Raw genomic sequence first — 14,729 nt, 5'->3', positions numbered from 1 at the left:
GATATCATGGCTACCGATAAGAACAATGATCTCGCTACACTGGATCCCTTTTTTAACCCGCGTTCAATAGCTGTGGTCGGAGCTGGGAGGAATCCCAAGAAACCGAATGGTTTGACCATGGTCATGCTGGGTGTTTTCAATTATGAAGGGAAAATCTATCCGGTAAACCCGAAGTACGACGAGGTTTACGGGAAAAAATGTTATGCCAGTCTTGTGGAAATCGAAGAAGATGTTGATCTGGCCATCATTGCCGTTCGTGCAGAACTGGTGATGGGAGTGCTTGAGGATTGCGCCCGGAAAAAGGTCAAGGCGGTTGTAATCTTTACTTCCGGTTTTGCGGAGATAGGTAGCAGGGGGAAAGAAGAGCAGGAAAAAATAAGTGCATTCGCCCGGGAAAACGGTATCCGTATCCTGGGGCCGAATTGTCTCGGTATCAACAATTATTACAACGGGAGCATGGCCAGTTTTTTCTACAACATGCCCCAGGATTTTGTTTTTCCCCATTTGTTTTCTTTTATTTCCCAGAGTGGTGGGGTGGGTTGGATCGTTTACCAGGCCATCATTCAACTGGGGGTGGGATTCAATTATTTCATCAGCAGCGGAAATGAAGCTGACATCTCTTTTGCAGAGTTATTGAATTATCTGGTCAACAGGGATGAGGTGTCCATTGTTGGCGGATATCTGGAGGGGCTTTATCGCGAGGGGCCGTTGTTTATTGAAGCTTGCGAGCGAGCCATGCTTGATAAAAAATTGATTGCCATGTTGAAAGTGGGAAGAACACCGGAAGGGGCCCAGGCTGCTTCCTCTCACACCGGCGCGTTGGCCGGTGAAGACCGGGTTTATGATGCAGTTTTCAAGCAGAAGGGGGTAGTACGCACCGATACGTTCGAGGAGATGAGTGCGCTGCTGTCAATCTATGCTGCGGGAAGAATACCCCGGGGGAACAGGATCGGCATCATCACCGTTTCCGGAGGAGGGGGGGTCATACTGGCCGACAAATGCCCGGCATACGGATTGGACGTCGTTTCTCTCAGCGAGGAAACCCAGCAGGGGCTGCGCGAATATTTTCCCACTTACGGGTCATTCCGGAATCCGGTCGATCTGACCTCTCATATAACGATGATACCGGACCTTTTCCAGAAAACGATAAAACAGGTCCTGGAAGATCCTCTGGTGGATGTGGGTGTCTTCTTTTACAACATCGATATCCCCAATCCGGAGTCAAATAAAAAAATAATAGATGTTTACAGGCAGACGCGGAAACCTCTGGTAATAATGACTTTCCCCACACAGGATGATTATGGGCTGGCGATGATAGACGAACTGATCAAAGCGGGTATTCCGGTACTGCAACATATCCCCAGCGGCCTTCAAGCGATTGCCGATCTTGGCAAATGGTATGCACGCACCAATGAATTTGCTTCAACCCACAAGGAATTGCAATCTTACCGCCAGGCCTGCAAGTTGAAAGAAAAAAAGGAAATTTTCCCGCCGGGAAGGAAGGTTCTGACCGAGTCATTGGCCAAGCGCATCCTGGCCGGGTACGGCATTCCGGTTACAAGGGAGGTCCTGGTTGCAACGCCCGAAGAAGCGGTAAAAGCCGCTGAAAACATCGGATATCCCGTCGCTTTGAAGATTGAATCTCCCGACATTCTCCATAAATCGGATGCCGGGGGGGTATTGCTGAACATGAATGATGCGGAAGAAATTGAAAAAGGCTTTGCGAAGATAATGGAGCGGGCACGTCGCTACAGGGAGGATGCCTCGATCGACGGGGTCCTTGTTCAGGAAATGCTGAACCCCGGAATGGAAGTGATCGTTGGTTTAAAAAAGGATCCGGTTTTCGGGCCGATGATTTTATTTGGCCTTGGCGGGGTTTTTGTGGAGATCCTGGAGGATGTGTCCATGAAAGTTGCACCCCTTTCCATGAAAGACGCGCAGGAGATGATCGAGGAAATCAGGGGTTTTCGTTTGCTGAAGGGGGCCAGGGGGCAGCCCCCGCGTGATCTCGAAGCATTGACGGAGATATTGATGGGGTTGTCCGCATTGGCTCTCGATCATGCGGATGATCTGGAAGAACTGGATATAAACCCCCTGATCGTTTATGAAGAAGGACAGGGAGCTGTGGCTGCGGACGCGCTTATCGTTTTGAAAAAAGGGTGAGTCTGGCCCTGACCAATTTCATCTTCCAGAATGATTTCGTTCTCCATTCTGAAAAATGGCGAGCCAGAATGCCCCGTATCGGCAAGTAATCCGTTTGACAGGAAAAGGGGTGTCTCGAATTTCAACATCGAGGCATCCCCTTTCTGTTTTATCTGCGTCTCTCCGATCCCGGCCGGGTTATCTCCATTATAATGGCAAATCCTGAACATCTGCACCATTTCCCAGCTTTTGTTTTCAAATGGAAGGATATCAGTGATAATTGTAGAATATATTAAATAATCAAATAATAAAAGCAGGTGATATGTGTATGGGTTTTGAAACAATTATTGTCGAGAAGTCGGGTTATGTTGCCAAAATCATCTTGAACCGTCCTCATAGATTCAATGCTATCAACTCTACATTGGGTCTGGAAGTGAAGCAGGTTCTTGAAGAGATTGCCGAGGATGATGAGATAAGGGTATTGGTTATAACCGGCAACCCACGCATCAGGGAGAAAGATGGCAAGGAGGAAATCAGGTACTGTTTCTCTGCAGGATGGGATCTCTCGGAAACCTCCCCCGTCGAACCCATCGTGGAAATGCTGGCCAGTTATGAGAAGCCCGTCATTGCCATGGTAAACGGGGTTGCCCTGGGTGGTGGTTGCGAGGTCACGCTGGCCTGTGATTTTATTTTCGCTTCCGAGAACTCCGAGCTTGGCCTGCCCGAAATCAACCGGGGCCTGCTCCCCGGGTGGGGTGGCACCCAGCGACTCCCACGGAGGATCGGCCTGCCTCTGGCCAAGAAGATGATCTTGACAGGGGATACGGTGAATGGCAAGGAGGCCAAGGAAATCGGCCTGGCTGATGAGGTTTTGCCCATGGAAGAACTTGATGGCGCGGTAATGGCGTTTGCCGAAAAATTGGCTTCAAAGGCTCCACTGGGGCTGCGCAAGATCAAGTCAGTTGTGAACAAAGGGATGGATACAGATCTGGAATCCGGCCTGAAGCTGGAACAGGAAGCACTGGGTTTCTTGATGCAGACCGAGGATTTCCAGGAAGGGATAGCCGCTTTCATGGAAAAACGGGAACCCCAATGGAAAGGGCGCTAGCGGGGAGGATACAGTAATCCTGTTTAAAAAAATAAAAAGGAAAGGGATGTACAATGAAAGCTGAGGATGTAAAGAAAATTGCTGTAATTGGTGCCGGCGCGATGGGGCATGGTATCACGGCTGCCTTTTTAAGGGGTGGCTATGCGGTAACCATGCGTGATATAGAGCAGGAATTCGTGGATAAAGGTGTGGCCGGGATCAAGGACAGTTTCAACAGATTCAAGGATAGGGGTAGAATGTCAGAGGAGGAATACGAAAAGGCACTATCATCTCTGTCAACTACCGTCAGTATTGAAGAAGCAGTGAAGGATGCGGATTTCGTGATCGAGGCTGTTCCGGAAAAACTGGATCTCAAGCAAAGTGTTTTTACGGATCTTGACAAGTTTGCTCCCGAACAGGCTATCCTGGCTTCCAACACTTCCTATATCAAAATCACGGATATTGCCAAAGCGACCAACAGGCCGGAGAAGGTGATCGGATATCACTTTTTCAACCCGGCAGTGCTGATGAGACTGGTAGAAGTCGTCCGCGGCGAAAAATCATCCGATGAATCTATCCAGGTCGCCTATGATCTGGCAGAAAGCATCAAGAAGGTTCCCGTGATCGTGAAGAAGGATTCACCCGGCTTTATTTTCAACCGTGTCAATGAGCCGACCCTTCTGCTGCTTTCCAAGATTCTGGAAAAAGGTTCGCCTTCACCGGAAGAATTTGACGCAGCCTTCAAGGCCATGATGCCCATGGCTCCGTTCGAATTGATGGACTTTGCGGGTATCGATATCGCTGTGAACGGCATGATCTATTTTGCCAAGGAAATTTCCAAGGACTACGAGCCTTCCGAGGCGCTCATGGCCTATGTGAAAGCCGGTAACCTTGGAAAGAAAACCGGTAAAGGAATCTACGACTGGTCTACCGGTCGGCCTGAAATAGATCTTGACAAGGCCACATCACAGTACGATGCCAACCACCTGGTGGCCCTTCAGGTCAATGAAGCTACCAAACTCCTGGAGGAGGGTGTGGCTGACACCCCGCAGGAAATCGACCTGGCCATGGCCAACGGTGGGGGGACACCCATAGGGCCTTTCGCCATCGCTTCGGGGGTAGGTTACCCGGCACTTCTGGAGAAGCTTGAAGAGCTTTACAAGGAGTTCCCCATAGATGTTTTCAAGCCTACCGAGACGATGAAAAAGGGAGATATCCAGGTATAGCCTGTGTAACAGCAAGGGATGTTATTGCCCGGCATCATGCGGTGTCTGTGACCGATGATGCCGGGTTTTTGTATTCATGCGGAAGTGCATTTTCCGGGATGGTTGTTGAAAAAGCAGTGAATTGAACAGGGTATGAACGGATCTTGCAATCCTCAATTCTTGAAATCTGTCCCGGCGGTTTCTCCGCCAGCTTTCCTGGCGGCCACTTTCCTGTAAATAATGGTGGAACCGACGATCACGATGATGATTCCGGCGATGGCCAGATAGAATTGGGGAGAACTCAGGTCGAGTGAATCCCCCAGGAAAGTCCAGGCCACGATATGCGGCAGGTGACCGAGAATGGCACCGATCATGAATTTTCTGTAATTGATGTTCATGGTGCCGAGCAGGAGGCTGCTCAGATCACATGGAAATACGCCCGACAGTTTCAGGATGAAGCTCAATAGAACCTCGTTGCCTGTTTTTATTTCATCGATTTTCTTGACTTTGGGATACTTGGTTGTAAGCCTTTCCAGGAGCAAGCTGCCCGAGAATTTACCAATATAGTATGGAAGTGAAAGGCTGAGGACGACCCCGGCAAGGTTGATCATGAAGGCCGGTACGGGGTCATAGATTATTGCTACAGCAAGGAAAAATATTGGCAGGGGAATAAAGAGTGAGAATGATTTGATAACATAGATGGCGATGATCACGAAGGCTCCAAGCCATGGGTTCTTGGGTGTAAAATCTACAAGCTGCTGGTAGGTGGGGCGATATTTGAAAAACAAAAAAACTCCCGCGGCCACCATGAGTATCATCAGGACGATCGATACTTTCTGCAAGATTTCGGCTAGACTGGTTCTGTTTTCTTTGTTTTTTACCATTCGGGCATCACTCCTTCAAACATATGATATATTAATTCGATCCAATATAGAAGGGCATGGGAAAAATATTGCCGTAATTTCATTTTGTTTTCAAGCCCCAGCGGTATCCTGCATCAAAAGCATCCGTATTCATGGGCAGAAAATTTGCCGGGACAGTGTCCCCAAGAGCATTTTTCCAACTTTCTGCAGAAAAGGGGAGCATGCTGGCAAGGATGCCAACCAGGAAGACGTTCAAGACCCTCTTGTTTTCCTTGACCGATTCTTCCTGTAGCCCGTTGACAAAGCAAGCCTGGGGAAAACGGTCTTCAATTTTTTCCGGAATGTTTTCCGGATAGAGTTCCCGCCCGGCAAGAACGGATGGCGGAGCCAACGCCTGGGTGTTTATGATCAACGTGGTGTCGGGGCGCAGGAGATGAAGATAGCGCAGGGCCTCCAGTTGTTCAAAGGCTAGCAGGTAGTCCACACTTCCGGCGGGAATCAGCGGTGAATAGACCCTGCTGGCGATCCGCACATGGGTGACGACACTGCCTCCCCGTTGTGCCATACCATATGTTTCAGCAGTTTTTACGTCCATACCCTCATGGAGGGCCACTTGTGAGATAATCTTTCCGGTGAGGATGGTTCCCTGGCCCCCGACACCGACGACCAGAATATCAATCTTTTTCATGTCCCCGGTTCCCACCTTTCTTCCGTATTCCGATAGCATCTCTCTTGCAAAGTTGTCGGCAGAGGCCGCAACCTGTGCATGTGCCAGGATCGATAAGGGCTTTCCCGTCCAGAAAACGTATAGAAGGGCAGCCTGGCTGCAAGCAGGCTTTGCAACCATTGCATTTTTCGGGATCTATGTGCAAAGGGTCGGAGGAAGTTCTGCTTTTCAGAATGCATGGCCGCCGATAGACTATCACGGAAAGTTCCCTGCTTGCTACTTCTTTTTCAATTATCCGGCGCAGTGTGTCCAGATCGGAGGTATCCGTCTCCACAACCCTTTCTATTCCCAGGCCGCGGCAGAGGGCGGCAATATTCACGGCTTTGTTTTTTTTCCCCTGCAAGGTTGTCCCTGTACCCGGATGTTCCTGATGGCCGGTCATTCCGGTGGTGCTATTGTCAAGGATGATCACGGTTATCGAAGAGTCATTGTAAACGGCATCTATGAGGGGGGTAATTCCCGAGTGCAGGAATGTTGAATCGCCTATAACAGCCACTGTCTGCATGGATGTTCGGGGGTTGGCTTTTTCCATCCCGAGGGCCATCCCGATGCTGGCTCCCATGCATACGCAGGTATCCATGGCTTGAAGGGGATAGAGGGCGGCAAGGGTATAACAACCTATGTCGCCGACAATACGCAATTTCAACTTTTTTAAAGTATAGAAGATTCCACGATGCGAACAACCCGGGCAGAGTATCGGTGGACGCTGGGGGATTGTTTTTTCCGGGGGGGCTTCGGCGGAAGCAGGATTGACATTTTTTTGAAAACGGGAAATTCTATCATGGATGATTTCCGGGCTCAGTTCGCCGATCGGCGCAAAAAGGGAATATCCCGATATACGGATGCCATGTGCTTTGATCTGTTCCGCCATGAAAGGATCAAGTTCCTCGATCACCAGTATTTTTTCCACCTCGCTGCAAAATTTCTCGATCAACTTTACAGGAAGGGGGAAGGTAAACCCCAGTTTCAGTACCGGAAAGGAAGGAAAGGCTTCCTTGACGTACTGATAGACTATTCCAGAACAGATGATGCCTATTTCATTGCTGGTGCCTGTTTCTATACGGTTGAAAGGTGATTTTTCTGCCTCGTTCGCCAGGGCAAGAAGCCGTTTTTCAACGAAAGGATGCCTCTGGCGTGCAAAACCGGGAAGCATCACGTGCTTGGCCGGCTTTTTTTGATATTTCCTATTTCCCGTTGTTGTCCGTTCACCAAGTTTCACCACGGTGCGGGAATGGGAGATGCGCGTGGTTGTTCTGAGCATCACCGGGGTGTCATATTCCTCACTTATGTCCATGGCAGCGATCACGAAATTTTTTGCTTCCTGACTGTCGGAGGGTTCCAGCAGCGGTATTTTGGCAAAACGGGCATAGTGTCGGTTATCCTGTTCATTTTGTGAACTGTGCATTCCGGGGTCATCCGCGCTAACCAGGACCAGGCCGCCACCGACACCGATATAGGAAAGGGTCAGAAGAGGATCCGCGGCGACGTTGACACCTACATGTTTCATGGCAGCGAGGACCCTTGCTCCTTCAAGGGAAGCACCGATGGCCACTTCCAGCGCCACTTTTTCGTTCGCGGACCAGTTACATTCAATCCCTGGATAGCGGGCCAGGCTTTCCAGTATTTCCGTGCTGGGGGTTCCGGGGTATGCAGTGCCCACGGTGACACCGGCTTCAAAGGCACCTCTGGCAATAGCTTCATTTCCCGTCATGATCTCTCCGGTCATGGAAGTGTTTCATCTCCTTCAACTACAAAGACACGTTGGCTCTTGCCGGTTGTACGCTGCAATGTTTTTGGATCCATCAACTTGACTCGGGGGGAGACGGATAGAGAGGAACGGAGGCTGGAGCGGATATTGTTTTCCAGAAGCTCCATCACGCGGAAACTATCTGAAAACCCTTCCGGCGCCAGTTCCACCTGAACTTCCAGATCCCTGTTGATATCTTTGTCCCTGTATACTATCAGGCGATAATGTGACGACACCTCGTTGAACGTGGCCAGTACCTCCTCGATCTGCGAGGGGAAGATATTTACTCCCTTGAAGATAATCATATCATCTGTGCGGCCGGTGATGTGACCCATCCTTTTCAAGGAACGGCCGCATTTGCACGGTTCGGTGATAAAGCGGGTTATATCCCCGGTGCGGTAACGTATTACGGGGAATCCTTTTTTGAAAAGAGGGGTGAGTACCAGTTCCCCTGCCTCCCCGTCGGGAAGTGAAAGTCCCGTCTCGGGGTCTATGATTTCGGCCAAGAAACAATCTTCAAGAATATGCATCCCATCGAGCTCTTCACATTCACCGGAAACTCCGGGGCCACCCACCTCGGTAAGGCCGTAGTTGGAAGTGGCTCTGATTTTCCATTTTCGTTGAATTTCTTCCCTGATCAGGTCGGAACAGAGTTCACCGCCGAAGAGTCCCAGGCGCAGGCCAAGACTGGACGGTTCTATCCCTTTTTCCAGGGCCACCTCGGCCATGTAGAGGGCAAAAGAGGGTGTGCTGACAAGAGCAGTGGTGCGGAAGTCTTTCATCAGCATGAGCTGTCTTTCGGTATTGCCACTGGAAAAAGGGACCACCATGGCTCCCAGTTTTTCCAGGCCATAATGAAGCCCGAAGCCCCCGGTAAACAGTCCGTAACCAAAAGAAATCTGGACTGTATCTGCGGGTGTGACGCCGGCCATCACGCATATGCGGGCCACCGTTTCTGCCCAGGAGGCGACATCGCCCTTCGTATATCCCATCACGATGGGCTTGCCCGTGGTACCGGAGGAGGCATGAATGCGCACTATCCTGTCCATGGGGACGGCGGCCATTCCATAGGGATAGCTTTTGCGCAGGTCAGCCTTGGTGGTAAAAGGCAGTGATTTCAGGTCATCGATCTTCTTTATCTTCTTTGGATCGATACCTTCTTTTTTGAAATATTCTTTGTAAAACGGGCTTCGGGAAGCGTGTTTTACGATGGCAGAGAGTTTATGTTCCTGCAGTGCCAGAAGGTCGGCCGCTGAAATATAATCGTTTTCTTGCCACTTCTGCATGTGTGTTCAACTCCCATCTGCATGAATTGTTTGGTCTGCCTCAAAGGGAATAGATTCGCTTGCCGTCCAGAACGTTGACGTTCTTTTCCCTGAGGATCTTTACCGCTTTCTGCGCATCCTCGAGACGCATCAGGATCAGCGCATCCTGGGCAGGTTTTTCCACAAAGGAATAAAGGTATTCGATGTTTATCTTTTCTCCCTCAAGATATTCGAGAATCCGGGCCAGGCCGCCGGGATGATCGGGAACTTCGATGGCGACCACTTCTGTAACGGTAACGATAAAACCTTCTTTTTTCAACACTTCGAGTGCTCTGTCCGGATCATCGACGATGATACGCAATATACCGAAGTCCGAGGTGTCGGCGATTGTAAGGGCACGGATGTTGATCTTGTGTTCTCCCAGGACCTGCGTTACTTTTACCAGCCGCCCACATTTGTTCTCCAGAAAAATTGATATCTGCTTGATCATTTGAATTCCTCCTGTAATTTGGTTTGGTGAAACGCACGTCAATCACTTGAAAACCCTGCGGTCTATCACGCGCTGCGCTTTTCCTTCACTGCGGTGAATGGTCTTTGGTTCGACAAGCTTGATCTTTGCCGTGATGCCGAGCAGGTTGTTTATTTCCCCGCTGATCACGGCTTCCAGTTCCTCCAGGCCCCTGACCTTGTCGGAAAAAAGCTGTTGGGAAACTTCCACCTGGACTTCAAGGGTATCCAGAGCACCGACCCGATCAACGATGAGCTGATAATGGGGTTCCGTCTGGCCGATATCCAACAAAATGCTTTCTACTTGCGAGGGAAAGACATTCACACCCCTTACGATGATCATATCATCGGTTCTTCCGGCGATCTTGGACATCCGCGCATGGGTACGCCCGCAGACACAGACCCGCCGATTTATCGAGGTGATATCACCGGTTCGGTATCTGATCATGGGCAGGGCTTCCTTCGTGATGGTGGTGAGAACAAGTTCGCCCGTGGTACCATCGGGAAGGACTTCACCGGTGAGAGGATCTATTATTTCAGGAATAAAATGGTCTTCATGGATGTGCAGGCCATCCTGGACATAACATTCACTGGATACGCCCGGTCCGATAATTTCGCTCAAACCATAGATATCATAGGCATCAATATGCAATTTTTGTTCCAGCAATTCCCTCATACTGTTGGACCATGGCTCGGCACCGAAAAGACCGGATTCAAGATTCAATTCTTCGGGTTCTATATTCATCTCGGTAATGGTTTCAGCGATGTTGAGGGCGTAAGAGGGGGTACAGGCCAGCAATGTTGTTCCCAGATCCTTCATCATGCGCACCTGACGCTTTGTCTGTCCGCCGGAGATAGGGACGACCGTGGCCCCGATTTTCTCGGCCCCGTAATGTACTCCCAGACCGCCGGTGAAAAGGCCATATCCATACGCAATATGGATGACGGAATTTTTGTTGCCACCGGCACTGACCAGCGTGCGTGCCATCAGCTCTGTCCAGATATCGAGATCATGCCTGGTATAACCGGCCACGACGGGAATTCCTGTCGTGCCGGACGAGGAATGAATGCGCACCACTTCGTTGAAATCCGTGGCAAACAGCCCGAAAGGGTAATGCTCCCGCAGGTCATCCTTGTGTGTAAAGGGGAGGATGGCGATGTCTTCCAGCTGACGAACATCACCCGGTTCCAGGCCCTTGCTGTCGAAAGATTTCCTGTAATGGGGAACCAGCCGGTAGACTCTTTCAAGGGTATTTTTGAGGCGAATGTACTGCAACAAATCGAGTTTTTCTCTATCCATCATTTCATGTTCCGGGTTCCACATATTTTTTTTCTCCTCTTCCAGATAATTTACGGCGATCCGTTCCATACAGCATCCCGAAATAATTACACATCTTATTTTAACAGATTTCAAAAACAATTTCGGGTTTTATTGTATTTTGATGATTTATGTTATAATTTTGGAGGTAAAGGAGGGGTCATGAAGCGTTTACGGCTGGTCTGGGGGGACTTTTTCACGATCATACTTTTCCTTCTTGTCGGTCTGGGGGGCCTCTATTTCAATCTTTCCGGCAGGAACAACGCGGATCTGAAATATCTGAGGATTTATGTTGAAAACAATATGGTGGAAGAAAGATCATTGACAAGGGATTATGAGGATCTGGTCACCATAAATTTCGGGCCCGGGAACGAACATGAAGCGATGATAGAGATCCGCAAGGGCAAGGCAAGGATGCTTCCCCTGGACAGGGATCTTTGCCCGCGAGGTATCTGTTCGCATACGGGCTGGATCGAACATCATGGCGAAAGTATCGTCTGCTTGCCAAATCGAATCATGATTGTTATTCATATCCCCGCAGGGCCAGACCCCGATTATGACATTATTGCCCGTTGAAGAAGGTCTGCGAACCTGTCTGGAGCCCGGAACGGATTGATATCTATTTTTTGCTTTCAAGGATTACCTGAACTTCTTCCGTCAGGCGGTCCATCCGCTGTCTGGCTTCGCCGTAGTTTTTGCCGTTGGTAGAATAGTAGATCTTGAACTTGGGTTCGGTTCCGGATGGCCGGACGCAGAACCAGGAACCGTCTTCCAGATCAAAAAGGATTGCTTCCGTTCGGGGAAAAGGAAGATCCCTGGTGGCCATGGTCCGTGGCTCGATGGCTTTGCCTTTCATGAAATCTTTCTTTTCCGCGACTGCTATACCGGCAATCCTGTCCAGGTTCACCTCGGACAGAACACGGATCATCTTTTCGGCCTCGGCAGGATTCTCCAGTTCGATGGATTGAAGTTCCTCGATAAAATAACCGTATTTTTGATTGAGCTCTTCCAGTACATCCAGGAGAGATTTGCCTCGAGACCGATAATAAGCGGCCATCTCGGTGATCAGGGCGGCAGATATCACGCCATCCTTGTCTCTTACAAAAGTACCGGCCAGGTAGCCATAACTTTCTTCATAACCGGCGATGAATTCCCTGGTTCCGCTTTCTTCAAATTCTTTGATCTTCTCACCGATGAATTTGAAGCCGGTAAGGGTTTCAATAGTTTCGATACCGTAGTCAGTGGCAATCACTTTTCCAAGGTTTCCGGTAACAATTGTTTTTATAATGACACCGTTGGAAGGCAGGGAATGATCCTCTTTCATCCCTTGCAGGAGATAATTGACCAGCAGAGCCCCGATCTGGTTGCCGTTGAGGAGGGTATATTCCCCGTGCTTGTCTTTCACCGCGCACCCGACCCGGTCACAGTCGGGGTCGGTGGCCAGGATTATTTCGGCATTTTCCTTTCTGGCCAGGGATAGCGCCATGGTAAAAACTTCCCTGTCTTCGGGATTGGGCGTTTTTACCGTGGGGAAATCGGGATCAGGCGATACTTGCTCCGGAACCATGAATAGATGCCTGTATTCGAGTTCTTCCAGTAGCCTGGGGATAAGGGGATAACCTGTTCCATGCAAGGGAGTGTAAACAATGCGAAGATCCTTGTTGCCTTCGTGGCGGCATAGCGTTTTTACATTTGCCAGATAGAGGTCATCGATCTCCTTACCCACGGCGATGAGAAGTTCTTTCCGCTCCGCTTCATCACGGGAGATATGTTTGACATCATCAAAAACATCCACCCTGGCGATGTATTCGGTCAACTTTGCAGTCAGGGAGGGAACTGCCTGTCCCCCGTCACGGCCATAAACCTTGTAGCCATTGTAGCGGGAAGGGTTATGGCTGGCGGTAATGACGATACCGGCCAGGCAACCAAGTTCCCTGATGGCAAAGGAGAGCAGCGGGGTGGGCCTCAGCTCCTCGAAGAGGCAGGCTTTGATCCCGTTGGCACAGAGGACAAGGGCCGCGTCCTGGGCGAATTCCCTGGAAAAATGGCGTGAATCGTAGGCGATGGCCACTTTTTTATCCGGCTCTTCCGGATAGGTGTCATTGATGTAGTTGGCCAGTCCCTGCGTGGCCCGGCGGACAACAAAACTGTTGATGCGGTTGGGCCCGGCACCGATGATGCCCCTGAAACCCCCTGTCCCGAACTGGAGTTCCGAGGCAAAACGGTTTTCTATTTCTTCCGGGTCATCACCGATGTCCAGAAGCTCCTTTTTTGTCCGTTCATCAAGCCCGGGATGGTTGAGCCATTTTTCATACATGGTTTGAAAGTTGTTCCTTGCAGGGGAATCATTTACCGTGCCGGGATTGTTGACACGGTCATAATCATCCGAAATGCGTTCAATATCATCTTCACCCAGGTAACTTCCGTTCTGGACCTCGACGATCTGGACCATCTCCCCGGTGGTATTTTCCAGCCGGTGCAGGCTGCCGATCGGGATAAAAATGCTTTCGCCCGGCGAGAGGTCATGCACGCTCTCGTCAAGGGTTACACGGGCAGTCCCGTTGACCACCACCCAGTTCTCGGAACGGTAACGATGTCGTTGCAGGCTGAGCCGATGCCCGGGGTTGACGATGATGGTCTTCACCTGGAAGCCCTCACCGTCGGCAATGACCGTGTAGCTGCCCCACGGGCGGTATACGGTTCTATGTATGGAAGCTTCCTCTGCATCTTCTTCCTTGAGTTTTTCCACAACCGTTCTAACATCCTGTGTTTTATCTCGATCACAGATCAACAGGGCATCGGGGGTGTCAATGACGATCATGTTCTTCAATCCGATGGTTCCGACAACCCTGTCGGGGGATATAACCAGCGAACCGGTGGTATCGACATCATGCACCCGGCCCTGAAGTGCATTCTTGTTTTCATCATGGGTGAGCATATGGTAATATGATTCCCAGCTTCCAACATCGCTCCAGTTGATATCAGCAGGGATAACTGCAATCCGTTCTGCTTTCTCCATGATTCCATAGTCGATCGATATCGAGGGCATCTGTTCGTATATTTCGGGCAGATTGCTGAATTGCTCGAGATCCAGCCGGTCCAGCAGATCGGCAATTTCGGGGAGATGACGGCGGAATTCATCCATCAGTGATGGAACATGAAAGACGAACATTCCGCTGTTCCACAGGTAACGTTCGTCTTGAATGAATTTGCGCGCGTTCTCCAGGTCAGGTTTTTCTACAAATCTGTCAACCAGACAGGTGGAAGAATCGAGAGGGTCACCGCAGCAGATGTAACCGTAGCCGGTTTCAGGTGCATCCGGACGGATACCGAAGGTTACCAGGCCATATCTGGCTGCGGCATGGCTTGCTTTTTCAAGCAACTCCACGAATCGTTCATCCGGTTTCACATAGTGATCCGAGGGGAGGACGGCCATCACAGCTTGCGGATCCCTTGCATTCAGGAACCATGCGGCAAGCCCCACCGCGGGGGCGGTATTGCGGGCTTGCGGTTCACCTATAACGGTAACGGCCTGTTTGTCATTGCGGCCAAGGACCGTGGCAAGGTCACTTTTCTGGTTCTCGTGGGTCACGACGATGATCTTCTCTTCGGGCACCAGGGTGTTGACCCTGGCGACTGTCTGCTCAAAAAGACTTCCGGTTCCTTCCGAAGCTACTTGCAAATGGTATTTGGGATACTGTTCCCTGCTTAACGGCCAGAGGCGTGTTCCACTGCCGCCAGCCAGTATGACAGCATACATTTTATGTAACTCCCTCCCCAGATTTAGTTTTTCCATCCTATCGCTTTTAAATTCAAACTATATCCACCTGACGATCCCTGGTAGTAATGGTAAGCTATTCTGGGCATT

At 50.2% G+C, this 14,729-nt stretch carries 11 protein-coding genes; 4 read left to right on the top strand and 7 right to left on the bottom strand.

Annotated elements, in window-relative coordinates; all coding sequences use genetic code 11:
- Positions 1-6: 6 nt before the first annotated feature.
- The 3 genes from GX364_09130 to GX364_09120 all read left to right on the top strand — a co-directional run bounded on the left by GX364_09130 (position 7) and on the right by GX364_09120 (position 4,455).
- The gene (locus GX364_09130; protein ID NLI71011.1) at positions 7-2,163 is read left to right on the top strand and encodes an acetate--CoA ligase family protein; all 2,157 of its coding nucleotides are present in this window, start codon (positions 7-9) and stop codon (positions 2,161-2,163) included.
- Between the two features lie 307 nt (positions 2,164-2,470).
- Positions 2,471-3,250 (top strand): enoyl-CoA hydratase/isomerase family protein, encoded by a 780-nt coding sequence (locus tag GX364_09125; GenBank protein NLI71010.1) that lies wholly within the window; start codon positions 2,471-2,473, stop codon positions 3,248-3,250.
- Positions 3,251-3,303: 53 nt separating this feature from the next.
- The gene (locus GX364_09120; protein ID NLI71009.1) at positions 3,304-4,455 is read left to right on the top strand and encodes a 3-hydroxyacyl-CoA dehydrogenase family protein; all 1,152 of its coding nucleotides are present in this window, start codon (positions 3,304-3,306) and stop codon (positions 4,453-4,455) included.
- Between the two features lie 152 nt (positions 4,456-4,607).
- Here the strand turns inward: GX364_09120 and GX364_09115 are convergent, their stop codons facing one another.
- The 6 genes from GX364_09115 to GX364_09090 all read right to left on the bottom strand — a co-directional run bounded on the left by GX364_09115 (position 4,608) and on the right by GX364_09090 (position 10,867).
- On the bottom strand, positions 4,608-5,318 hold the full coding sequence (locus GX364_09115) for a TVP38/TMEM64 family protein (GenBank protein NLI71008.1): 711 nt from the start codon (positions 5,316-5,318) through the stop codon (positions 4,608-4,610).
- Between the two features lie 79 nt (positions 5,319-5,397).
- Positions 5,398-5,985 (bottom strand): indolepyruvate oxidoreductase subunit beta, encoded by a 588-nt coding sequence (locus GX364_09110; GenBank protein NLI71007.1) that lies wholly within the window; start codon positions 5,983-5,985, stop codon positions 5,398-5,400.
- Positions 5,972-7,750: an indolepyruvate ferredoxin oxidoreductase subunit alpha gene (gene iorA / locus GX364_09105; protein NLI71006.1), complete on the bottom strand. Its 1,779-nt coding sequence runs from the start codon at positions 7,748-7,750 to the stop codon at positions 5,972-5,974. The genes GX364_09110 and iorA overlap by 14 nt, the downstream gene beginning before the upstream one ends.
- Positions 7,747-9,057 (bottom strand): phenylacetate--CoA ligase, encoded by a 1,311-nt coding sequence (locus tag GX364_09100; protein NLI71005.1) that lies wholly within the window; start codon positions 9,055-9,057, stop codon positions 7,747-7,749. Before GX364_09100 ends, iorA begins: the two co-directional genes overlap by 4 nt.
- A 40-nt stretch (positions 9,058-9,097) precedes the next feature.
- Positions 9,098-9,526 (bottom strand): ACT domain-containing protein, encoded by a 429-nt coding sequence (locus tag GX364_09095; protein ID NLI71004.1) that lies wholly within the window; start codon positions 9,524-9,526, stop codon positions 9,098-9,100.
- A gap of 42 nt (positions 9,527-9,568) precedes the next feature.
- Entirely contained in the window at positions 9,569-10,867 is a 1,299-nt protein-coding gene (locus tag GX364_09090; protein NLI71003.1) for a phenylacetate--CoA ligase, read from the bottom strand.
- A 156-nt stretch (positions 10,868-11,023) separates the two neighbouring features.
- Here GX364_09090 and GX364_09085 point away from each other — a divergent pair, with 156 nt between their 5' ends.
- Complete coding sequence (locus tag GX364_09085) at positions 11,024-11,437, top strand: NusG domain II-containing protein (GenBank protein ID NLI71002.1); 414 nt, start codon at positions 11,024-11,026, stop codon at positions 11,435-11,437.
- 43 nt (positions 11,438-11,480) lie between these two features.
- Here the strand turns inward: GX364_09085 and GX364_09080 are convergent, their stop codons facing one another.
- A complete protein-coding gene (locus GX364_09080) occupies positions 11,481-14,621 on the bottom strand; it encodes a mannose-1-phosphate guanylyltransferase/mannose-6-phosphate isomerase (protein ID NLI71001.1) in 3,141 nt (1,046 codons plus the stop codon).
- Positions 14,622-14,729: the final 108 nt, after the last annotated feature.

The organism is Bacillota bacterium, assembly GCA_012518215.1.
Taxonomy (GTDB): domain Bacteria; phylum Bacillota; class Dethiobacteria; order DTU022; family PWGO01; genus JAAYSV01.
The sequence above is the reverse complement of the archived record's forward strand: the minus strand, read 5'-3'. Positions and strand labels throughout refer to the sequence as shown.

Bases quoted from the DNA above. Each gene is read 5' to 3' on its own strand.
- iorA (NLI71006.1), bottom strand. From the start codon at position 7,750: ATGACCGGAGAGATCATGACGGGAAATGAAGCTATTGCCAGAGGTGCC.
- GX364_09085 (NLI71002.1), top strand. From the start codon at position 11,024: ATGAAGCGTTTACGGCTGGTCTGGGGGGACTTTTTCACGATCATACTT.
- GX364_09120 (NLI71009.1), top strand. From the start codon at position 3,304: ATGAAAGCTGAGGATGTAAAGAAAATTGCTGTAATTGGTGCCGGCGCG.
- GX364_09130 (NLI71011.1), top strand. From the start codon at position 7: ATGGCTACCGATAAGAACAATGATCTCGCTACACTGGATCCCTTTTTT.
- GX364_09115 (NLI71008.1), bottom strand. From the start codon at position 5,318: ATGGTAAAAAACAAAGAAAACAGAACCAGTCTAGCCGAAATCTTGCAG.
- GX364_09100 (NLI71005.1), bottom strand. From the start codon at position 9,057: ATGCAGAAGTGGCAAGAAAACGATTATATTTCAGCGGCCGACCTTCTG.
- GX364_09125 (NLI71010.1), top strand. From the start codon at position 2,471: ATGGGTTTTGAAACAATTATTGTCGAGAAGTCGGGTTATGTTGCCAAA.
- GX364_09110 (NLI71007.1), bottom strand. From the start codon at position 5,985: ATGAAAAAGATTGATATTCTGGTCGTCGGTGTCGGGGGCCAGGGAACC.
- GX364_09090 (NLI71003.1), bottom strand. From the start codon at position 10,867: ATGTGGAACCCGGAACATGAAATGATGGATAGAGAAAAACTCGATTTG.
- GX364_09095 (NLI71004.1), bottom strand. From the start codon at position 9,526: ATGATCAAGCAGATATCAATTTTTCTGGAGAACAAATGTGGGCGGCTG.
- GX364_09080 (NLI71001.1), bottom strand. From the start codon at position 14,621: ATGTATGCTGTCATACTGGCTGGCGGCAGTGGAACACGCCTCTGGCCG.